Here is a 19,523-nt window from a genome sequence, read left to right on the forward strand (position 1 = left end):
ACGGCTGCCCTTTTAACCGGTCTCGGCATACGCGAATTCCCGCGCCATCTCCCGGTTCCGGGAGACCACTATGCTTGCCGCTCCGATATGCTCATCATCAGCCTGGATGCGGTTCCCACATCGGAATGACCCACGGGCCATTTTGAGAGGAAACGGTGTTGTACGGCGACGTATAGAGCCTCGTACAGCGCTAATATACGTTCAAACGTGTCTGACTGCTTCAAATCCACTTCCCCACCCTTGCCGCCCAGCCTACCGACATGCTCGCTCTGTCAACGGCGGTACCGTCCTCCACTTTGTTTCGGCCCCTCCGGGGTGACTGCCACTGCGCGTGCCGGTCGGATTGGAGGCATCGGGACGGGGAACATTAAGACTTCCGCCCTGCGGGCGGGTTCGACCTCGCCTCCGGCAGGATCGAACAGGGAACAGGCCCTTCGTTCTGGAATCCCTAAAATCCTACCGATCCCGCTAACCGCCCCTCCGGTTTAACTCAACCTCGCCGCGTTATCCCCTGGGCTCGATTCCCATGTCGTGATAAAAATAAAGTGTAGTAAAAACAGACGTAAAGGCGCTCTCATGGAGATCAAAAGAACAACCATTCCGGGTTTGACTTTCGCCGTAGAGGTCGAAGAGGTTAATCATCGCGACCATTCCGGCGGCCTCATCTGCTACATTGCCTTGCTCTACAAACTGGACCCCAAGACAAAGGCCCGACATCTTGTCCGGCGTTCCCGTATTCCCGGAGCCGCCGACGACATGCGCCGCGAGTTTCAACAGGGCGGCATTAGGGCGTTCCGTCGCCTCGAACAAGCTACAGCCTGAAAGAAGGACGCACCAATGCTCGCACTCCGTATCCTCGGCTTCCCGATCGCAATGGCAGCCTTCACCGTCCTCTACGTCATCGCCACCAAGGCCCCCGAGGCGGTCGAAGTTGGAAGCCTCGTTCTCTGGATCATCCTGCCGCTTCTCATTATTGCCAAGCTCGTTAGGGCCATGTTGCGAAATGCAACCGCAAATTAATTCAAGAACTCGATGTCGAAATTCAAGAACTCGAATACAGGTTTAATTCAAGAACTCAGCGAGCGGTACAAACACAACGAGTTCTTGAATTAAAACAATAGCTTACGCGATTGACGCCGAGCGCATCGTTTCTTATATGTTGCGTTATCGAAGGGGCTGGGCAAACAGCTGCTCCTTACCCCTGAGATTGTAAATACAACTATGTATAGAAGAAGGAGTGCGCATGAGTGACTATCCATGGAATGAGAAAGCCAGGAGTGCCCAGTGCCGGATTCGGCGAGCCGGCACGGCATACCGCCTGTATGTCGGCGACCTGCCCGACATGCGCGGTGCCGCATGGTTCTTCCGGAAAGGCAGGCGTGTCATTGCGAGCGGTGTCGCTGGCGACATGGGAAAGGCGCTGGCCCAGGTGGAACACGCATTCGAAAACTGGGCGCGAAGAGTCTGGCGGGTCTACGGCTAGAAACGCACAGGGCAGAGGTAAATTAGAATTCATCACCCCTAAAATTAGGAAACCAGCGTGACACGATTCTTGGAAATTCCACGGGCAGATTTCCCGTTGGACTATGATGAATACCATAACATTGACGCCCGCCTTGTTGCTGCAGCGAAGGGATTTGCGCGACTGGGCACTTCCGATGCCGACGCCGTGCAAAGGCGACTGGAACGCGCCCGCAACGAGCTAATGGAAGCGTGGAACACGATCCAGAGCATCGAGCGCCGCGAAGCGGAACAGCAAGAGATTTCGAATGCGGGAATCGTCACGAAAATTGACCGGAAGGACTGACCAATGACTAATAAATTCGAACGGCGAGAGCGTGTAATCGATGCGTTCGACTCTCTTTACGGCCTGCTCGGCAGATTTGACGAAGATGAGTACAAATGGAAGTCTCTCCGCAAGGACGGGGCAGCGGTTGTGGCTGACTTGGAAGCGGCGTATGAAGATGGAGCGGCAATCGAAACGAAGGCCGCCATCCGCGAAGCAAGAGAACTTCTTGGCCGCGTACAAGAATTGCGCGAGATGGTCGGTCGCTGCATCGACCTTCTCAATGAGATCGAAGACAATGACGATCTAGGCGACGACCCCGAGATCGTCGCCGCTTCGTGAGGAGATTCATATAAGCGGCTAAGCGGCCACCGGCCGCGGGACTGACTACCCCCGACACGGCTTCCTTACTCCGTGCCCCGAAACGTCAAACCCCTTGCCGTGGAGGAGTTCGGCAAGGGGTTAGGTGGTCTGTTTTACAAGCATTCCCCTTAGCGGTTCCAGCCCCGGCAGGTTGGATTGTCAGAACGCTTTCCGCCCGCCGTCTTGTCTTGACAGTCTCCAACCGCCCGGTTTCAGACCAATCAGACAAGTAAAGTGTGCGCCGCCGGCGCACATGGGTCAATGGACGGTGCGGCCTTCACCTCGGTTCGATGTTGAACGTCAGGACACCCGTTGCCGTCTGGCCTGTCCCGGCGTCCGTCACCCTCACGGCAAGCTCATGCTCGCCAGCGATGGGCACCCCCGAAAATTGACGGGTTTTCGGATCGTAAGTCATCCAACCAGGTGTTGCCGTAGGCGTCACCTGGACGGCTCCGGTTGACCGAGAGACTACGACATCAATCGTCAGGGGCTTGCCTGCTGCAAGCCGATTAGTCGGCGTCGTGTCCGGGCTCACGAACTCGACCTTGAGCGCATCGGCAGGGGTGGCGGCGTCGAGGATCGAACCGGCGTGAGCTGGTCCGATCACTAGAGCAAGGAACGAGAGAGTGCTGAGAATGGCTCGTTTCATCTCGGAATAAACGTCCATTTTTCATCGAGCGATGGCTTATAAACGCCGTCGTAATAGCTCTTGACCGCATACGCCCCGGGCTGGGGTCGCCCGACCAGGTCGTATCCTGTGCTCGTCGTCACCTTCCGCATCCACGGCGGCATCCCCTCTATCACCTCGCCCCGACAGCCGTGGCACCCCCAAACGACGACATCGCCCTGAATTGCCCTGTCGTCGTATTGGAAGATCAGGGAGGTACGTCCTGAACAGAAGGAGTTCGGACCGCACATCGCCGCAGGATCGGCGGTGACATTGACACGGTGGTCTACGGGTGCGGCGATCGCCGGCCCCGCCGTGAATGCCGCCAGCGCGGCGGCTACTAGCGCCACCCGTTTCATCGCGGCACCCACTCGCCGTAGAAGAGCCAGGTCATCGCTCGGGCGATTTCGGCGCTAGCTACGTTGCCCGCACGGAAATATCCAGACAGTAGCATTAGGACAGCCGCCATCAGAAGTATTCCATCGCCCTGCGATCCTGTTGCGTATGCGCCTGATGAGGCGGCCATCAGCATCCCTGCGCTCACGGCAAACGTAACGGTCAGGAGACCATGGGCTACCACGCTAGCCAGTAGGACCGCGAGCATGAATACGATGGATGGAGACTCGATCTTCATATGGTAGTCCTCCTGCGGGACGGGGCGTCCAGCACGTGGACGACAAGCGCCGGCACGGCACAGAACACCGTCAACGTGATGAGCGTGGCCGACAGATGTGGCAGCCCCGCCAGTCCGCAGGCTGTCGCCAGCGCCAGTCCGCCAGCCGTCCAGAGTGCCAGTTCCTTCATTCCTTCTTGCCTCCGCTTGTGAGTGCTCTCAGACCAGTCTTCGGCAATCCGCCGCGTCCGGCAAGCGCCAACATTCCGCCGAAAGCTCCCGATGTCAGGCCCGCCTCGCCGCCAGCGCCCGGTTGGCCCGTCCAGGCAAGAACGCGGTCCGGCAAAGACCAGATTTGACCGAAACCTTTCACGACGGCGTGCCATACGAGATACATGTGTATCCCCGTCATTATCAGTATGCCGACAAGACCAACGACGTGTCCGCCCGTTTGACCTAGAAATGCGGTGGCAAATAGTTTGTCGATGGTCCCAAGAGTTACATTGAAGACCGGATAGGCGGCGCAAAGGGACAGCACCGCCAGCACTGGGCGAAGCCCGATATTGACGAGGAGGAGCAAGCCCATCCTGACCGACTCGCCGGCGAAGTCCCCACTGTTGTCCAGCTTGAGCCACTTTGTCGCCCACAGCGGCAGAGCGATCATGGCTTCCATAAGCGCCGCCAGGGTCGCCGTGCCTGCCATGACCATAAAGACGAATGGCATTATCGGGATGATGTAGGCGCGCAGGCTGCCGATGCCCATCAATCCAACCACGACGTATTTCGTCCAGTCCAGGAGCCAGTCAACACCAGCGGCCCCGAAGAACCTCGTGATGGCGTTGCCCGCCAGCGCCGCCGCACCAGCGCCTGCAGTTATGACCCCCCAGCCGGCGGCAATCATGGCATGTCCCGAGGATATCAGACCCGCCATGGCATCGTCTTCCGATCCCGACGACGTCGCCCATTCGATCATGCCTCTTGAGACGGGAGCAAGGAGCTTTGTGAGGAAGTCCGCCGTCTCGTCGCCGGCGCTCGCGAAATCGTTCGCCGTCAAGTTCGCACGTTCCGCTTCGCCCGACACCTGAAGCGCCAGAGCGGAAAACGCCCGGTCGAGGGCCTGTCCGAAATCCCCGTCCGTTCTTGGCAACGTGTCGTCGATCCGCTCATTCGTAAGGCTTGTTGTAAGCTCGGAGATTTGCGCCAAAGCGCTCCAGTACATGCCCGCGGTCAGGAAGCCGTCGGTTTTCGCGGACCCAACAAGCTTTGAGCGAGATGTCGTATCCATCGCCGCGACCTCCGCTTTCGCCGCCTTGACAACCGCGGCGTCGAACCGCGCGCCGGCGGCGCGAATGTCCTGCACAAGCGTCGCCGACAGCATGTTCGTGGTGATGGCATTCTTCGCACCGTCCGCCGACGAAATTCCGGACGTCTCGGCAGCAAGCGTCGCATATCGCGCCGCCTCGGGGCGGAATGCGGAAATGAGTTCCATTACCGCCGCACGGCGCGCATCGACGAAATCGGTCCGTCCTTCGGGGATCGAGTACGCGAACCGGCCGCAGGTCGAGCCGTAGGCCCACACCGTCACCCCCGCCACGTCGAGGCCTGCGGGATCGGGCTTCGATTGCTCCCACCCCCAAAGTGATCCGGCCTTATTGTAGACGGCAGCGCAAATCTCGTGTCTCAAGATAGCCATGGCGACTGTCGAGCCCGTTTGCGAAACCGGGATGATCGGCATCGCGTTTTTGGGGTCCGCCACAACGCCCACAAAGGTGTTCCAAGCCGCGTCGGCCACGTTGATGCTGCCCTTCGCAAAGATGTCGCGCAGAATGTAATGTACCGGCGAAAAACCTGTCGAAGGCATCGGACACAGGAGACCGAAGCAGAGCACGATGCGCAGCGGCGACCAGATTTGATGCCATTTGTCGCCAAGGACTTTGCCCGTGTACGCGCTCGCCACAATGCCCGTCACAACGTTGTACGCGAGGCCGAGACCGCAGAGGAAAAACAGGACGGAGGTGAAGACTTGCAGCGTGCTTCCATACGGCGATGAACCGTCTGGAGGAAGGACGGCGGACACCCAATGCCATGCGATGTTGGTTTTCAAAGGTTCCGCGAGTAAATCGATCATTTCTTTCCTCCCGGACCATTCATGACGGGTCCGTCCACTCCCTCTGGACCGTCAGGCGTCGTGCCGTCGTTCGCCTCGGTGGCGTCTTTGAGGGCCTTCTTTTTGAGGACCTCTTTTTCGGCGTCGGTCAGCACCACAACGACGACAGGCAACGCCAGCCGCGACGGACGCGGCATGGCCGCCGTCCCGGCCGATCCGGCCTTGCCCGCGCTGCCCTTATCGTCGCCGCCGTCGCCGGTCTTCGCGTCGGTATCGGTCGGCGCGGGCACGACTTCGTAGTCTGCCACGCTCTTGGGCTCGTCTGACTCGTCGAGGATCGTCTGTCCGATCGCCGCAAATTCAGGCAGGCAATGCCAGATTGCCGCCAGCCAAGGACGGGCGCGGGGCTGCATTTCCGTTTCGCGAAGAATTTCCGCGCGAAACCGGATACGTTGTTCCAGCGTTCGCCAGTCTGCCGCGTCGCCCGACGTCGCAAGCATTTCGAGGTACGCGAGAAGCGCAGGAGACTCGGTCTCCAGAAATGTCTGCCGATGATGTGTCGGCCGCCCGCGCACCAGTAGGCACCACCGCACTACGTCTACCGCCGCCCCGTGTGCCGGATCGAGGTGGGACATTCCGATATCGCGCAAGACCGCGCGCGCGTTCGCCCAGAAAATCTCTTCGCCTGTCGTCGTCATGGTGTCGGTATTCCCCCTGGTGTCGGTGCCGGTTCGTCCAGCGCGGCGGCGAGTGCGCGAGAAAGAGTCTGGATTTCCTGTTGCGCGGCCGCCAGACGCTGTCCCTGCTGGCGGAAAGCGTATCTCTGCTCGGCTGCGGTTTTTTCGGCTTCTTTCCGAGAGGCGTTCGCCTTTGCGGTCTCCACCTTTGCCTTTTCGACGGCGGCATTCGCGGCAGCGAGGTCGCGGGCGAATTCCCTGCGGACCTGCTCACGGATGCGAGATGCCTGGATGCCGTCAAAAACCGAGCGGATTGCCCCGCCGACACCCTGCAACCGTTCGGCAGCTGCTCGTGTTTTGGCGGTATGCGCCGTGACTGTTGCCGCCTCCGCTTTCACCCGATTGATATAGGCCTGCCCGAGTTCGCTGACCCGCTCGGCCTCGACCACCGCCCGTTGCAATGCACGGGCCTGTGTCATCTCGGCTTTCCACTCTTCACGAGTCAGCCGGCGACGACCGGGACCGAGGCGAGTCAGCCCGCAAGGGGTGGCAACGGCATCATGATAGGAATCCTGCCATTCTCTCATCGCCGCCTTGTAGGCAGCGTTAGACCGCTTGTTCAGGGCCTTCCCGTCCTCGCCGGGTCGGCGTCCTTCCGCCATCACTGCCCGTTTAGCGACGATGCCGGGATGATAAACGGCGGCCCGAAGCTCTTTGTCCGCTGTCGGCAGTACGTAGGCATGGATGTGCCATTGCTTCTCATCCGTGTGGCGAATAACGGATTTCAGCGCCGGCCCGTACTGGCGCTTGAGCCAGTCGATTGTCAAACGCTCCCACTGCCGCACCTCCGCGAGCTTGGCCTTGTCGGCGCGGACTTCCTCGACAGTGTACGGGTGCGAGGCAACAACGGTATGCAGAGTCTTTTGACTCACCGCAATCTTCCGCAGCTTGCCTCGCGCGCCGGGCGTCATCGCCAATTCTGCGGCGGCGTCATGCATCGCCCGGACCTCCTCCACGCCGACGCCCCAAATTGTCGTCGGCGGCTTCGGATCGCGAACATGGACCGACGCTATCGGCTTTCGGGAAGCTTCATCGAAAACGAAGGTGGTGTTGCGCCCCTTGGGATCGGGCCGTCGGCACCAGGGTTCGAGGTGGACGAACTGGAAGGCCATGGCAGCACCTCATCATCTCAGAGGCACTGTCACGCAGTAGGAGATTTCGTCGTCTCGCTCCATGAGACCAAAGCGCGGATCATGGGCCTTCTCTTCCATCGCAGATAGCCATTCTTCGCGGCTCGCTCCGTCAGGAATGAAGAATGTAAATGGTCGGTCACGGGAGACGCTGAAGACGAACGCGACAGTATCCAGAAACGCGCCGGTCTCCATTTCCGTCAGTGCCGGAGACGACGCGCCCGCATGTTCCGTAAAGCCATAGGAACGCAACTGCGCAAAAAACCCAGCCGGTTCGCGGATGATCGTCAGTGACGCCAGATCGCCATTTTCAAGGCGGACAAGCATGAAGTAAATCGGAGAACGTGGCATCGAAGGCACTCAAAGGAATGCCCCAAGCGTGCCGCCAAATCCCACCGGCGGAAAGCAAAAAGTACGATGATAGTGACCGACTATCATCATTCCTGCGTCATGATGGCGGCTCTCCGAGGGCGCTCCGCTCAGGTAAACAGCTGGAGTAATCGTTCGCGGAGTTCGACCTCGCTTTTCGTTTGGCACTCCCAGATTACATGCACTTTCCAACCAAGCGCGACTAATGCCGCTTCCGTCCGCTCGTCGCGTTCGACGTTAGATGCAAACTTTTGGCACCAATACTCCGTACGAGATTTTGGCAATGACGCCTTTCGGCATCCCTTATGTCTATGCCAGAAGCACCCGTGTACGAAAATCGCGATTTTTCTCTTTGGGAAGCAGAGGTCTGGCTTTCCCGGCAAATCCCTCCGATGCAACCGATACCGAAAGCCCAGGGAATGCGCTGCCTTTCGGACACGCATCTCTGGTGTCGTATCTTTGCCCCGCACCCGCGACATTAGCCACGAGCGATGTTCGGACGTCAGGCGATCCACAAGTGCTCCGTTACTCTGCGGCGACCCTTCCAGCCTCAGCGCCCATGCGCGGCGCAATGATCCTAAAAATTTCGCGCGCTATGATCGGCGAAACGCTGTTTCCAATCATCCTGAAGCTGTGCCAGATTGTGGGATGAAATCTAAATCCGTCGGGAAATCCTTGCAAGCGCGCCGCTTCTCGAACTGTGATCACCCTCGGTTCGTCGGGATGCAGAGGTCGAACTGCTTGAAATGAACCTCTATCACTGCCTGTTCCGGCGCGGAGTGTCGGACACTGGCCATCCCATGCGAGGCGAGGGTACCGCCCGACGACATCTTTTCCGCCCTGCGGCACCGCTTTGAATCGTTCGACAACACTGTCTTTGTGGAAGGTACGTTGGTTTCCAGTGAATTGACGAAGCTCGTTGTGCAGGCTTTGGGCATAAGCGCTGGCAGTTGCCACATTCTGTATTTGCCATAGATCGTAGCTGTCGATCATTCCCAATTCTAAGACGCTCTGTAGGTCGAGGATTGCATCCCTCACGGTAGCGGGCGGTATCCGAACCTCGGAGAAATCGCTAACATTCAAAGTATCGACATATTCCTCGTCGTATCCGACGACAAATAGACGCTTTCGCTTTGTTGCCGCACCGAAGTTGGCTGCATCGAGAACCATCGGCCCCACTATACGGTACCTATTTGGAAGAATTTGAAGGGCTTCATCCAGCGTGGCTCTCGCATCGGCGTAGCCCAACCCCTCAACATTCTCCATTATGAACAGCCGGGGTCGAACTTCAGCAACAAGCCGATAGAAATGACCTACAAGTGACCGGCGAGGATCGTCCACCCTTCTATGCCCCATTGAGCTAAAGCCCTGACAGGGCGGGCCGCCGATCACTACGTCGATAGGGTTTTCAGCATACCGTTGAAGGACTTTGCTATCGAGCTGGGAAATGTCGCCCAACTTGAGCAGCGTGCCAGGATGGTTGACGCCCACGCTGGATGTCAGGATTGGATCGACGTCGATCGCAAGCGACGTCTTGAACCCAGCAGCCTCCGCACCGTTCGAGAATCCTCCGCATCCGCAAAACAGGTCAATAAGGTTCATCGCGTTTCCAGAGCGCCAAAAATTTAGTCACGTTATAGTAGCGTGTAGGTATTGTTGAAAGAGTTGTGAGGATGTATCCCCGGGTAACAGCATTTTTAGTGCCTGGGGGAGCAAAATGCAAAACGGTGGCGGTGGTCACGAAGATGGCGGACAGGTGGGTTCGGCCCAAGCTCCTAATCCAGATGCGATTGACGCAATGCCAACGAAGGCATTCTTCGTGGACATGCTCATAAGAGACATTCCCCTAGAACGAGCCGTGCTCGACTTGGTCGACAATTGTATAGATGGTGCGAAGCGCCTTCGGGACCCGGAACAACGCGACTTTAGCGGCCTCTGGGTGAAAATTACTATGTCGGAAAACCAGTTTCTGATCGAGGACAATTGCGGAGGCTTCGATACCGACACCGCGAAGAACTATGCTTTCCGCTTTGGTCGTCCCCCAGGTTCCATTTCGACGAGTTATTCTATCGGTCAATTCGGCGTCGGAATGAAGCGAGCTCTGTTCAAGTTCGGACGAAAGTTTGTCTTGATGTCGGCTACGCCTGATGAGCGCTGGAAAGTGGATGAAGACGTTGATGCGTGGGAAAAGACCCCTCAGTGGACATTCTCATTCAAGACTCGCGAGACGGGATTGGCCGTGCCAGAAGAGGAACGCGGAACAAGCGTCTCCGTCGAAAAGCTTCGCCCGGAAGTTGCGGTCAAGTTCGGCTCGCCCTATTTTCAGCGTTCTTTGTCCGAGTTGATCCGGGTTCACCAGAGGCAGTTCATTTCGCGCGGCTTGGAAATTCGATTCAATGGCGACGTCTTATCCGCCACCAATCTCGAAATGCTGACCGGGAACGTGGTCCCCGCTGTCGAAGCGTTCGTTCACCGAATCGAGGAAGACGGCGTTATTTATGACGTAAACGTGCGGCTTGTGGCGGGGGTGGGTTCGTCTAACCCGTCTTCCGCAGGTTGGTTCGTTGTTTGCAATGGACGGGTTGTGCTCGCAGCTGATCGATCAGAAGCTACTGGTTGGGGCCTCGCCACGGAGCAAGCCGCGTTGATGCCCAGGTTCCACAACCAGTTTGCTCGGTTTCGTGGCGTGGCATATTTCGAATGCACAAATGCAAAATTCCTCCCTTGGAATACCACCAAGACAGGCCTCGATGCAGACACGGTCGTTTGGCGTCTGGCGCTTCAGAAAATGATAATCATGGCCCGTTCCGTGATTGACTTCTTGAACGAGGTCGATCGGGAGCAGTCGGAACAGGGAAGCGACGGGCCGCTTCAGCGTGCGCTTACGGCCGCGTCCAGTGCTCAAGCTGAGACCATTACCTCCTCGTCTTCGTTTAAGGCTCCCGACGCCAGCCGATACGCCGGCCCCCGGCAGGTGCGTATTTCTTATTCAAGGCCGGCGGAAAAGGTGGATCATCTCATGTCCGCCTTCAGCGTAAGTTCCGCGAAGGCCGTTGGCGAACGATCATTTGATCTCGCATGGCAAGACGAAGAGGATGCGAAGTGACCGCGTCTTATCGTTTGATCGACTACTCGATTCGGCCGGCGAAACATGCCGAACGCAAGATGCTCTGCGAGGCGTTTCGTCGCCTCTCGAAATTCGGTGCGGTAGAGCACTATCAATACGTCGGTTTCGGCGCGATCTGGTTCGCCGACTTCACCCTGTTTCACCGAGCTCTTGGTATAAACAGGATGTTTTGTATTGAACGCGAAGTCGATCATCGAACGAGGTTCGAGTTCAATAGGCCGTTTGGTGGAATCGAGCTGATGTTCGGTCACTCCGCCCAAGAGCTGCCGAAAATCAATTGGGCAAACCGTACGATCTGCTGGCTCGATTACGATGATCCTATGAGCCTTTCAATATTGGCTGACGTACGCACCGTTGCCGCGGTCGCCTGTAGCGGAAGCGCCTTCGTGGTAAGCCTCCAAGCTCAAAATAAGCCGATGTACGAGGACGATGAAGGGACTTTGCGTGAGGTCGAGAATATTGAGAAGTTCCGGGAAGTGTTCGGAGCGGCGCGATCTCCCGAGGGTTTGACGGAGCGAAATTTCACCGGTTGGAGGACGTCGAGACTTTATCGAGACATGATCGTCGCCGAAATCGACGAGGCGCTGAGGATTCGCAATCTTGGGTTACAAGCGGGAAATCGGATTCGCTTTCGCCAGATTATGTCGATGGAATATGCCGATGGCGCGCGGATGGCCACGGTTGGCGGTGTTTTCGTCGAAGAAGGACACGAAGCCACCTTTCGGTTCTGTGACTTTGAAGGACTTCCCTTCCACCGAGCGAACAACGATGCTTTGCGCATAGAAATTCCGAAGTTAACGCCGAAGGAAATGAGGGAGATCGAGAAGCTGCTTCCAACGCCAAATATCGATACACTCGTTTGCGATCCTTCGCCGCCCAGCGATGCAAAGGCGTTCGCTCGCCTGTACAGATATCTACCAAGTTTCGCGCCTTTCGACGTGTAATCGTCCTGTTGATGGCTTTCCGCCGACAGATTGCGAGAGTGGACGTGATGAACTCAACCGCCTGAACGGCAGGAAAAGGTCACGAAAGGCATGCCATTAGCGTCTGACCTTGGCTCCAATTTTCGCTTCCCGGACCCATGCTCACGGCTTGATTTGCTAAAATAGATGTGCAGTGAGGATTGGTATCAGGTGAAGGACACCCTGCGAGAGTTCTACGAAAGCCTCAACCAGGAGGAGCGGGCTCTCGCGGCCGAAGTCGCAACCGATCGTCTCGGGCTACTGATGCGGATCGCCGTCAACGAGCTTGACCTTGATTTCGACGGTGTGAACCTCGGAACAGAGCCGACCGAAGCCGATCAGGAGCGATCATACCTCGTGCGCATAGGTGTGGTGCGCATCATCAAGCTGGCAATGCAGGCACATGATCGGTTCGACGCGCCAACGGTGACCATCCAGCGCAATCTCACTTACTCAGCTGCGGTGCACTCGCTCATCGGCGTTGCCGGCGCAATCGAGCACGGTCGACGTGCGGCGCAGAGCCTGGCGGCAAAGGGGGCCTGGATAGAGAAGCTGCGTGATCGCTTCCGCATCGTGCTACCCGCGAAGTTGGCCGATCTCGAGCTGCACGAACGCGACCTTGAGAGTCTTCATAAAGGGTACCACAAGAAGAGGTTCGCGGAGGACTATGAGGCAACCATCGGCCTCAGAATCGGCGACGAGGTCAGATCGTTGCTCGCCGATCTCGTCTATCCCTTCGCGAAGCACTTCATTGGTTACGAGGCCCATCCCACACTAGACTTTTACTTCTTCGGGCACGCCTATAACGAGATGTTGCTCGCCAAGGGTTTCGACACCTTCCACTTCTCGACGACCTTCGGCGGGGTGACATTCGCGAATTACCAACTCGCAGCGATCTTCATCGTGTCGGTGGCGATGAAGCACCGCGCATTCGTGCGAGCGCTCCTGGAAAAGGAGCCTTCGATCAGGATTGAGGACGTTCTCACCGTCTCAGTCGAGACCGCAGGTTTTCTCGAAGGGCTGAGAGGCTTCATCAATGAGTTCGGCGAGAAGTTCGAAGGTCATATGCCGGTGACCGATGATGAGGTGCGGATCATCTTCGAAGCGCTCTCCGTGAGCAGGCGCAATCTGGCGCTGCTTGATCGTCCGGGAGCGCCGTTACCTCCGTTGATCCAGTGCTCCGACGATCATGTCATCAGACCCTTAGCTGGCGCGACGGGTGATCAGGTCATGCTGTTCCTACTAAATTCACTGCAGCATAGCTTTCCGAAGGAGTACGACCGGGCGCAACGAGCCCGGGAAGGTGTATTGCAACGAGCTGTCGAAAGGGTGATCCGCTCGGTGCTTCCGACGCTGGAATTCCGGGGTAATATCAAGCTGAGGCGGGCAGGCAAGGATTTGACGGACATCGATCTAGTGATCGTCGAGACGTCGGGCGACCACATTACCCTCGTGCAACTGAAGCATCAGGACCCGTACGGCGACGATCTCGCCACGATGCTGGCAAGGACCGGCCGACTGAATCAGCAGGTGAGCGATTGGCTCCGCAAGGTGCGTTCATGGATCGATGCCGCGAGCGCGGCCGAACTGTGCGCAACGTTTCGACTCCCCGCCCGTCCGACGAGACCCCAGATCAGCTTGCTTGTACTCACGCGGCACTACGCGCATTCGCTCCGACCGGTCGTAGCCGAATTCGATGCCACTTTCTCCAACTGGAATCAGCTCGTGACGGCGATAGCGCGACTTGAGGAGCGAGCGGGCGATACCGCGATGGGCGACCTATTCGAGGAGCTGAAAGCTCTGAGCACGCCGGACGAGGAAGAGCATTTACCCGAACCGCCCAGTGTATGGACCGTCGGAAGCCTGCGTTTTACGATCGAGCAGGAGCAAAAGTCGCTCGGTTAATGTAGCGCGACGTTAATTCGTTGTGTCGACCTGTTCCACGCCGGAGTCCTGGCGCTATGGACAAAGGGGCATCCAATCCGGTGGCCACTCACAACGAAAGCTCAGATAGAGCCAAATTGTTTACACTAAGCAACACGGGCTTCTACATGCTCGTTCTCAAACCTCCAGTGCGATTTTGCGCCTGCAGGAGAAAGTCAACGGAGGAGTCTTCTCAATCCATGCGCGGAGCAAGAGGCCTGTCCTCGCTTTAGAAAGGCGGGGCGGAGGTCTTCACGTTCGATGAGGTCATCTTTCGATATGTACCCGGAATGAAATTCCCCGATGCATCGAAGCTAGCGCTGCCTACAACACTCCCGTCTGCGTCAAACAGCTCGTATGTCGTGTCGACATCACCCGCCGTAGGCCTGTAGACGGGTTCACCTCTATTGAGAGAGCCAACCGCGTTGTCGGCCTGGGTTTCAGTGTCATGACTCGAGAAGATATCGCCATTTGAATAGAGAACAAACCACCCTAGACTTTTGCCGACGTCGTTGAACAACTCGGTGGAATAAAACTGCATAGCTGCGGTATCCTCGTTATCTCTCTGAGACTAACTACCATCAAACTCGTTGACCTTTCGTGCACAGGCACGCTAAAAGTTGACCACAACATTGGTACACACAACATAAAGTCGACGGCTCAAAATCCCTTGTTTTCTGGGCTTTTTCGGCGGGTAGGCAGGAGTCCCACCCTCTCCGCCATGGCGCCTGTTGAATTCTTGGCTTTCCTCCTAAAAATCCAGATCGCTTGCGGCCTTTCAAGGAGGCAAATGGATGCGGCTATCGCGCTAGGTGCAGCGTTGGGTCCCGCTGAAGATTCCGAAGGACAATACTGAAATCTCGAATCTGGCAAAGGCCACCGCGCGTGGGTCTGGCCCCTATGTCGTCAGATCAGGGTCCATTTATATCTGCCAATTAAAGATGCCGAAAGACTTGGGGGAAGACGTCCAGCTATCCTTGTTCTACCGATTCGATAATTCCATTTTGAAGATTTCAATGATTTTAAGGAGCGCTTGGTGCCCGGGAATCCTGTTATTCCCATTTTCCACAATTGGGCTGAGTGCAGCGAAGAGTTTGAACTGATCACGTTCTGTTCCGGACGGCAAAGGAGTAAAATTCGGATGTCGAACGAGTCGGGACACAAACTCAATGAAGAAACGTCATGAAGAATGGCTGAAGTTAACAGGACAAGCTCCGCTTCCTAGTCCTCAAGTGCCAGCACAGCCAATTCGTATGCTTGATCTTCCCGCCTTTCAGCGAATGGAGGACAAACTTCTGATAAACACGCCACGAGTGGGGCAACTGAGCCCAGAGGTCGATGACTTCGCCAAAGACTTGTCGCGCCAGACTTTCGGAATCGCGCAGAGCGATACGCTTTTTGAGCTACCTACGAACTATAACGATTTGCCGGATTGGTCGCCCGAAAGGTGGCGCGTTGAACATAATTGGCGCGAGCACGAGGAACAGTTCATCACGACGGACGTAAGTGATGAGCACGCGATCGAAATCTTGCTTGGCTTAGGCCTCGATTTCCGTGATCAAAGAGGCCAGCCCATGCGGCGCGTTAAACTCTTTGCCCGGCAAGCAGAGGCGGCCGCGAAGGGTATTATGGGAAGACTGCCCGACCGGGAGGCTGCGAGTCTTGAGTCGTGGGCGAGTGCCTTGGAACGGGATGCTAAAGAACATATGTCGCGGAAGCGTCGGGTATAGATTTTTTCGGCCGAAGTAAGAAAGGCCTTGGAAATCCTTTTAGAAGCCGATTATTGGTTTTATGCTATGCATGGAGGCAGTCCTGTATCGTCAATGCGAGAGACTCGCGCTTGCGATTCAGACCTCCCTCCTTTCCCATAGCCCTATGCGACGCTCACCCCTCCGGAAACCGATAGACCACATCCGCAAACGATCCCGTCGGAAACACGTAGAAAAACTTCAGATTGGCGGATGATTCGTTGCGGATGCCGTGTTCGGCATTGCCGGGGATGAAGACTGTTGTGCCTGATTTTACCGTCGTTTCCTGGCCGTCGATCTGGACGATGCCGGTTCCTGCGAAGATGAAGTAGATCTCCGATGGGTCGTGCCGGTGTGGCTTGAGTTCGCCGCCGGGTGCGAGGTCGGCGATGCCGGCGCTCATGCTGTCGGTGGGGGTGATGTCGCTGCTTAGCAGCGTGTGCCAGGATATGCGGCCATGGACCGGATCGTCCCATCCGTCGCGCGGGCGTTCTTCGGCCGTGGTGATAACTGCTTGCGATCGCTTGGTCATTTTGCCTCAAAACGCTCTGTCGGCAACTATCCGGAACGGTGTCACATCGGCCGCGAATGTCAATTGGTCGGGCGTGGATATCCGCGTCTTCCGGCTGCGGCTCGCGCGGCTTTGTGGTGGCAATAGGCAGGGCTGATTGATGACAGGCCATCGGGAGCGGAAGGATTTCCCGCTCCTTCGCTTTGGGCTTCCATTTGAGCCGCTCAGGTCCGGCGGATGAAATCCGATATCAGGCCGGAGACAGTGTCCGGGGCATCTTCGAAGCAATAGTGCCCGACGCCGGCAAGCCGCTCGATCGGGGCCGCGGGGAAGATCGCGGAAAAGAGCGACAGGAAGTGTTCTGCGTGGAGCGTCCTGTCGGTCTCTCCCCATATCGCCAAAGCCGGTTTGCTGCGGATGGCGCGGTCGGCCTCGGGAGTAGGCGATTCGAACCTATGGGCATTCGCGGGAAAACCCTTTGCCCAGCCGATTGCGCCGAGACAATCGGCCTCAGTTGCGAAGGGCACGCCATAGGCAGCGATCCATGTGTCGGTTATGACGGCGTTGTTCTCGAAGCCGTTGAGCTTGAGGGTGCTGAGGATATTGAAGCCGAGATTGCCGAGCACCGGTTCGAGGGTGCCGTCTGTCGCGGCCTTGGCAATCCATTGGAACCAGGGCGATATGGCTGCATTGGCCGTGAGACGATCTATCAGGTCCGCCTGGCCGAAGGGTGTCGGGCCGTTGGCCGAGATGATGCGGCGGATGCGGTGGGGTTGGCGGGCGGCAAAGCCCATGCCGACGGGGCCGCCGAAATCATGCATGACCAGGGTGATATCGGTAAGCCCAAGGGCCGCGACAAAGGCTTCCAGATTGTCGACATGGTCCTGTAGCCAATAGCTGCGCTCAGTGGGCGTTTCGCTCTTGCCGAAGCCCATGTGATCGGGAACGACGACGCGATAGTTGCCGCTCAAGGCCGGCACGAGATGGCGGAAGAGATAGCCCCAGGTGGGCTCGCCATGCAGGCAGAGGACGACCTCGCCATCACGCGGTCCTTCATCGACGTAATGCATCCCGAAACCCGGTGCTTCCGTGAAATGAGGTGCGAACGGAAAGGTGCCGGCAAATGTGGCATCAGAGGGGATCATGGTGGGCTCCTATGTGGTTTTAGTTTGCAACCATGATTTCCGTATCTCTTGTGGTTTCAATTTGCAACCGATATGATGGCGCAATATTGAGATGACCTGATGCCCGGTGCGGTGTCGGCGAAATGCAGGAACGGAGCGAAGCAGAGTGCGATGGCCAAACGAATAAGCCACAAGGATTCGATGTGCGGGGTCGCCCGGCCGCTCGATGCGATCGGCGACTGGTGGTCGCTGCTGATCATCCGCGATGCCTTCGACGGGCTGCGGCGTTTCGGGGAGTTTCAAAAGAGCCTGGGGCTTGCCAAGAACATCCTCTCGGCCCGGCTGCGCAATCTTGTCACGCATAGCATTCTGGATACCGTGCCGGCATCGGACGGCAGCCCCTATCAGGAATATGTGCTGACGCAGAAGGGGCAGGGCCTGTTTCCGCTGCTGGTAGCGCTTCGCCAATGGGGCGAGGATTTCTTCTTCGCGCCGGGTGAGCCGCATGTCACTCTGGTCGACAGGAAGACCCATCAGCCGGTGCGGCGGCTGGAGCTGCGCGCCCAGGATGGGCGCATGCTTATGGCAGAAGATACGGTGATCGTTGTGCCGCCGGAAAACGAAAGCAAATAAGTTAGCCGGCAGCTCTTCTGCCGGCTTCCTCTTGCTATTTACTCGGCGACCAGGCCGCTTCGGCGCAGTAGCGCCAGGAAGAGAAGCGGGATGAGCGTCGTGATGATGATCGTCACGAAGGCCATCGCCATGCCGAGGCCGATAGAGCCCTGCTCGAACTGCCGCCAGATGAAGGTGGCTATGGTCTGCATGCCGACGGGCGCAAGGACGATCGAGGCCACGAGTTCGCGGGATGCCAGCGCGAAGACCAGCAGCATGGCCGATGCCAGGCTCGGCAGCACCAGGGGCAGCAGGATGCGGCGGAAGACGGTCAAGGTGTTTGCGCCTGAGACACGGGCTGCGGCCTCGAGATTGTCGCCGATCTGCTGGAAGGCGGCGGAGGAATAGCGCGCCGTCTGCGGCAGGAGAATGCAGCAATAGGCCAGCAGCAGAATGAGGGCGGTATTGTAAGGCGTAAACGGCAGGCCGGGCATGTTCCAGACCAAGATCAGGCCGACGGCGACGACGATGCCGGGCAGGGCGTTGGGCAGCACGGTCATAATATCGATCAGCAGGCGTCCGCGCATTTTCGTTTTGACGATGGTATAGGCAGCGGTGACGCCGATCAGGCCGGTGACGACGGCAGTGCCAACCCCAAGCGCCAGGCTATTGCCGAGGGCGGCGAGCGCGCCGGCGCCGTTGCCGAAGACGGCCGCGAAATTGTCCATGCCAAGATTGCTGATGACCAGGCCTTGTGAAACTGTCTTCGACAGCGCCGTTACCAGAATGGATAACATGGGCACGCCGGTGGCGAGAAACGAGACGATGCCGAATGCCAGCAAGACCGGGATAGTCAGCTTGCCGAGCGAGCGCTTGTCCTTGTTTTGCGGCTTGCCGCTCACCGTCTGGTAGGAGCGCCGCGAAAGAATGCGGCGCTGGATGAGAAAGGCCATCAGCGAGATGATGACGAGGGCGAGCGAGAGGACGGCGGCACCCGGCAGATCGATCGGCCAGTCGCCGATACGGGTATCGATGCCGGTCACCAGAACCTGGAAGCCGGCGCGGCGGCCGAGGGCGGCCGGCGTGCCGTATTCCTCGATCGCGGCGGCGAAGACCAGCAGGAGGCTGGCGGCGAGCCCCGGGGCGGACAGCGGCAGCGTGATGCGCCAGAAGGCGCGGGCCGGCGAGGCGCCGAAGACGCGGCCGACATCCGCATAGCGGGCGCCCACGGCCTCGACGGTGCGCGAGACGGCGAAATAGACCACCGGGAAGGTGTTGAAGGTCATAACCACGGTCATGCCGGCCAGCGAGAAGAGGGTCGGGGCGAGATTGAAGCCGGCGATCTGCTGGAGATAGCCGCGCGGCTGCAGCGTCATGATCCAGCCAAGCGTGGCGATATAGGGCGGGATCATGAAGGGCGTCAGCAGCAGCACGTCCCATAGCGGCGCGAAGGGCACGCGGTAGAGCGCGCGGACGACGCCGAGGGGAACAGCGATGAGGGCCGAGGCGACGACGACGGCGCATCCGAGGATAATGGTATTTGCCGTCATGCCGAGGAGGGCTTCATCGGCCAACGTCTTGCCGATGGCCGAGAAGGGTGCCGCAAAAGAGCCTTGCCCCAGCGAGGGAAAGACCGCCTGCAGCACGACGGCCACGAAGGGAAAGGCGACGATGATGATCAACCCCAGGGCTGCCAGCCAAGCTGCCGGCACCGGAGCGCCTGTTCCCTTCGCATTCATCGTAT

The 19,523-nt window shown here is 58.1% G+C and carries 22 protein-coding genes; 9 read left to right on the forward strand and 13 right to left on the reverse strand.

Annotated elements, in window-relative coordinates:
* Positions 1–504: 504 nt before the first annotated feature.
* Positions 505–810, reverse strand: coding sequence for a hypothetical protein (locus ACQZ6F_RS18980; protein WP_449094035.1), 306 nt, complete (start codon positions 808–810; stop codon positions 505–507).
* Positions 811–837: 27 nt separating this feature from the next.
* Between ACQZ6F_RS18980 and ACQZ6F_RS18985 the strand changes: the two genes are divergently transcribed.
* From ACQZ6F_RS18985 to ACQZ6F_RS19000, 4 genes are all read left to right on the forward strand, one after another.
* Positions 838–1,020 (forward strand): hypothetical protein, encoded by a 183-nt coding sequence (locus tag ACQZ6F_RS18985; RefSeq protein WP_449094034.1) that lies wholly within the window; start codon positions 838–840, stop codon positions 1,018–1,020.
* A 223-nt stretch (positions 1,021–1,243) separates the two neighbouring features.
* A complete protein-coding gene (locus ACQZ6F_RS18990) occupies positions 1,244–1,483 on the forward strand; it encodes a hypothetical protein (RefSeq protein WP_449094033.1) in 240 nt (79 codons plus the stop codon).
* Between the two features lie 57 nt (positions 1,484–1,540).
* Positions 1,541–1,807 (forward strand): hypothetical protein, encoded by a 267-nt coding sequence (locus tag ACQZ6F_RS18995; protein ID WP_449094032.1) that lies wholly within the window; start codon positions 1,541–1,543, stop codon positions 1,805–1,807.
* Positions 1,808–1,810: 3 nt separating this feature from the next.
* Positions 1,811–2,128: a hypothetical protein gene (locus ACQZ6F_RS19000; protein ID WP_449094031.1), complete on the forward strand. Its 318-nt coding sequence runs from the start codon at positions 1,811–1,813 to the stop codon at positions 2,126–2,128.
* Between the two features lie 298 nt (positions 2,129–2,426).
* On the opposite strand, the gene ACQZ6F_RS19005 is transcribed toward ACQZ6F_RS19000, so the two are convergent.
* From ACQZ6F_RS19005 to ACQZ6F_RS19045, 9 genes are all read right to left on the reverse strand, one after another.
* Complete coding sequence (locus tag ACQZ6F_RS19005) at positions 2,427–2,816, reverse strand: putative Ig domain-containing protein (RefSeq protein ID WP_449096336.1); 390 nt, start codon at positions 2,814–2,816, stop codon at positions 2,427–2,429.
* Positions 2,795–3,175 (reverse strand): hypothetical protein, encoded by a 381-nt coding sequence (locus ACQZ6F_RS19010; protein WP_449094029.1) that lies wholly within the window; start codon positions 3,173–3,175, stop codon positions 2,795–2,797. Before ACQZ6F_RS19010 ends, ACQZ6F_RS19005 begins: the two co-directional genes overlap by 22 nt.
* A complete protein-coding gene (locus ACQZ6F_RS19015; protein WP_449094028.1) occupies positions 3,172–3,450 on the reverse strand; it encodes a hypothetical protein in 279 nt (92 codons plus the stop codon). The genes ACQZ6F_RS19010 and ACQZ6F_RS19015 overlap by 4 nt, the downstream gene beginning before the upstream one ends.
* A gap of 166 nt (positions 3,451–3,616) precedes the next feature.
* Positions 3,617–5,557 (reverse strand): DotA/TraY family protein, encoded by a 1,941-nt coding sequence (locus ACQZ6F_RS19020; protein ID WP_449094027.1) that lies wholly within the window; start codon positions 5,555–5,557, stop codon positions 3,617–3,619.
* Positions 5,554–6,234 carry a hypothetical protein gene (locus ACQZ6F_RS19025; protein WP_449094026.1) on the reverse strand — a complete coding sequence of 227 codons (681 nt, stop codon included), beginning with the start codon at positions 6,232–6,234 and terminating at the stop codon, positions 5,554–5,556. Before ACQZ6F_RS19025 ends, ACQZ6F_RS19020 begins: the two co-directional genes overlap by 4 nt.
* Positions 6,231–7,385, reverse strand: coding sequence for a hypothetical protein (locus tag ACQZ6F_RS19030; RefSeq protein WP_449094025.1), 1,155 nt, complete (start codon positions 7,383–7,385; stop codon positions 6,231–6,233). The genes ACQZ6F_RS19025 and ACQZ6F_RS19030 overlap by 4 nt, the downstream gene beginning before the upstream one ends.
* A gap of 12 nt (positions 7,386–7,397) precedes the next feature.
* Complete coding sequence (locus ACQZ6F_RS19035; protein WP_449094024.1) at positions 7,398–7,754, reverse strand: hypothetical protein; 357 nt, start codon at positions 7,752–7,754, stop codon at positions 7,398–7,400.
* A gap of 128 nt (positions 7,755–7,882) precedes the next feature.
* A complete protein-coding gene (locus tag ACQZ6F_RS19040; protein WP_449094023.1) occupies positions 7,883–8,287 on the reverse strand; it encodes a very short patch repair endonuclease in 405 nt (134 codons plus the stop codon).
* A gap of 10 nt (positions 8,288–8,297) precedes the next feature.
* Positions 8,298–9,374: a DNA cytosine methyltransferase gene (locus ACQZ6F_RS19045; protein ID WP_449094022.1), complete on the reverse strand. Its 1,077-nt coding sequence runs from the start codon at positions 9,372–9,374 to the stop codon at positions 8,298–8,300.
* A gap of 115 nt (positions 9,375–9,489) precedes the next feature.
* Between ACQZ6F_RS19045 and ACQZ6F_RS19050 the strand changes: the two genes are divergently transcribed.
* The 4 genes from ACQZ6F_RS19050 (at position 9,490) to ACQZ6F_RS19065 (ending at position 15,514) form a co-directional block, all read left to right on the forward strand.
* Entirely contained in the window at positions 9,490–10,878 is a 1,389-nt protein-coding gene (locus ACQZ6F_RS19050) for an ATP-binding protein (RefSeq protein WP_449094021.1), read from the forward strand.
* Entirely contained in the window at positions 10,875–11,843 is a 969-nt protein-coding gene (locus ACQZ6F_RS19055) for an O-methyltransferase (RefSeq protein WP_449094020.1), read from the forward strand. Before ACQZ6F_RS19050 ends, ACQZ6F_RS19055 begins: the two co-directional genes overlap by 4 nt.
* A 189-nt stretch (positions 11,844–12,032) precedes the next feature.
* Positions 12,033–13,766 (forward strand): hypothetical protein, encoded by a 1,734-nt coding sequence (locus ACQZ6F_RS19060; protein ID WP_449094019.1) that lies wholly within the window; start codon positions 12,033–12,035, stop codon positions 13,764–13,766.
* Positions 13,767–14,953: 1,187 nt separating this feature from the next.
* On the forward strand, positions 14,954–15,514 hold the full coding sequence (locus tag ACQZ6F_RS19065) for a hypothetical protein (RefSeq protein ID WP_449094018.1): 561 nt from the start codon (positions 14,954–14,956) through the stop codon (positions 15,512–15,514).
* Between the two features lie 154 nt (positions 15,515–15,668).
* Here ACQZ6F_RS19065 and ACQZ6F_RS19070 read toward each other — a convergent pair whose 3' ends face one another.
* Both ACQZ6F_RS19070 and ACQZ6F_RS19075 read right to left on the reverse strand, forming a co-directional pair.
* Positions 15,669–16,064 (reverse strand): cupin domain-containing protein, encoded by a 396-nt coding sequence (locus ACQZ6F_RS19070; RefSeq protein ID WP_449094017.1) that lies wholly within the window; start codon positions 16,062–16,064, stop codon positions 15,669–15,671.
* A gap of 203 nt (positions 16,065–16,267) precedes the next feature.
* Positions 16,268–17,188 (reverse strand): alpha/beta fold hydrolase, encoded by a 921-nt coding sequence (locus ACQZ6F_RS19075; RefSeq protein ID WP_449094016.1) that lies wholly within the window; start codon positions 17,186–17,188, stop codon positions 16,268–16,270.
* 150 nt (positions 17,189–17,338) lie between these two features.
* Between ACQZ6F_RS19075 and ACQZ6F_RS19080 the strand changes: the two genes are divergently transcribed.
* Positions 17,339–17,800 carry a winged helix-turn-helix transcriptional regulator gene (locus ACQZ6F_RS19080; protein WP_449094015.1) on the forward strand — a complete coding sequence of 154 codons (462 nt, stop codon included), beginning with the start codon at positions 17,339–17,341 and terminating at the stop codon, positions 17,798–17,800.
* A 38-nt stretch (positions 17,801–17,838) separates the two neighbouring features.
* Here ACQZ6F_RS19080 and ACQZ6F_RS19085 read toward each other — a convergent pair whose 3' ends face one another.
* Entirely contained in the window at positions 17,839–19,518 is a 1,680-nt protein-coding gene (locus ACQZ6F_RS19085) for an ABC transporter permease (protein ID WP_449094014.1), read from the reverse strand.
* Positions 19,519–19,523: the final 5 nt, after the last annotated feature.

This window comes from Rhizobium sp. A22-96 (assembly GCF_053521805.1).

What these genes read in the sequence shown, in the direction of transcription:
- ACQZ6F_RS18985 (WP_449094034.1), top strand. Translation starts at nt 838, where the DNA reads ATGCTCGCACTCCGTATCCTCGGCTTCCCGATCGCAATGGCAGCCTTC.
- ACQZ6F_RS18990 (WP_449094033.1), top strand. Translation starts at nt 1,244, where the DNA reads ATGAGTGACTATCCATGGAATGAGAAAGCCAGGAGTGCCCAGTGCCGG.
- ACQZ6F_RS19000 (WP_449094031.1), top strand. Translation starts at nt 1,811, where the DNA reads ATGACTAATAAATTCGAACGGCGAGAGCGTGTAATCGATGCGTTCGAC.
- ACQZ6F_RS19005 (WP_449096336.1), bottom strand. Translation starts at nt 2,816, where the DNA reads ATGGACGTTTATTCCGAGATGAAACGAGCCATTCTCAGCACTCTCTCG.
- ACQZ6F_RS19010 (WP_449094029.1), bottom strand. Translation starts at nt 3,175, where the DNA reads ATGAAACGGGTGGCGCTAGTAGCCGCCGCGCTGGCGGCATTCACGGCG.
- ACQZ6F_RS19015 (WP_449094028.1), bottom strand. Translation starts at nt 3,450, where the DNA reads ATGAAGATCGAGTCTCCATCCATCGTATTCATGCTCGCGGTCCTACTG.
- ACQZ6F_RS19020 (WP_449094027.1), bottom strand. Translation starts at nt 5,557, where the DNA reads ATGATCGATTTACTCGCGGAACCTTTGAAAACCAACATCGCATGGCAT.
- ACQZ6F_RS19025 (WP_449094026.1), bottom strand. Translation starts at nt 6,234, where the DNA reads ATGACGACGACAGGCGAAGAGATTTTCTGGGCGAACGCGCGCGCGGTC.
- ACQZ6F_RS19030 (WP_449094025.1), bottom strand. Translation starts at nt 7,385, where the DNA reads ATGGCCTTCCAGTTCGTCCACCTCGAACCCTGGTGCCGACGGCCCGAT.
- ACQZ6F_RS19035 (WP_449094024.1), bottom strand. Translation starts at nt 7,754, where the DNA reads ATGCCACGTTCTCCGATTTACTTCATGCTTGTCCGCCTTGAAAATGGC.
- ACQZ6F_RS19045 (WP_449094022.1), bottom strand. Translation starts at nt 9,374, where the DNA reads ATGAACCTTATTGACCTGTTTTGCGGATGCGGAGGATTCTCGAACGGT.
- ACQZ6F_RS19050 (WP_449094021.1), top strand. Translation starts at nt 9,490, where the DNA reads ATGCAAAACGGTGGCGGTGGTCACGAAGATGGCGGACAGGTGGGTTCG.
- ACQZ6F_RS19065 (WP_449094018.1), top strand. Translation starts at nt 14,954, where the DNA reads ATGAAGAAACGTCATGAAGAATGGCTGAAGTTAACAGGACAAGCTCCG.
- ACQZ6F_RS19070 (WP_449094017.1), bottom strand. Translation starts at nt 16,064, where the DNA reads ATGACCAAGCGATCGCAAGCAGTTATCACCACGGCCGAAGAACGCCCG.
- ACQZ6F_RS19075 (WP_449094016.1), bottom strand. Translation starts at nt 17,188, where the DNA reads ATGATCCCCTCTGATGCCACATTTGCCGGCACCTTTCCGTTCGCACCT.
- ACQZ6F_RS19080 (WP_449094015.1), top strand. Translation starts at nt 17,339, where the DNA reads ATGGCCAAACGAATAAGCCACAAGGATTCGATGTGCGGGGTCGCCCGG.
- ACQZ6F_RS19085 (WP_449094014.1), bottom strand. Translation starts at nt 19,518, where the DNA reads ATGAATGCGAAGGGAACAGGCGCTCCGGTGCCGGCAGCTTGGCTGGCA.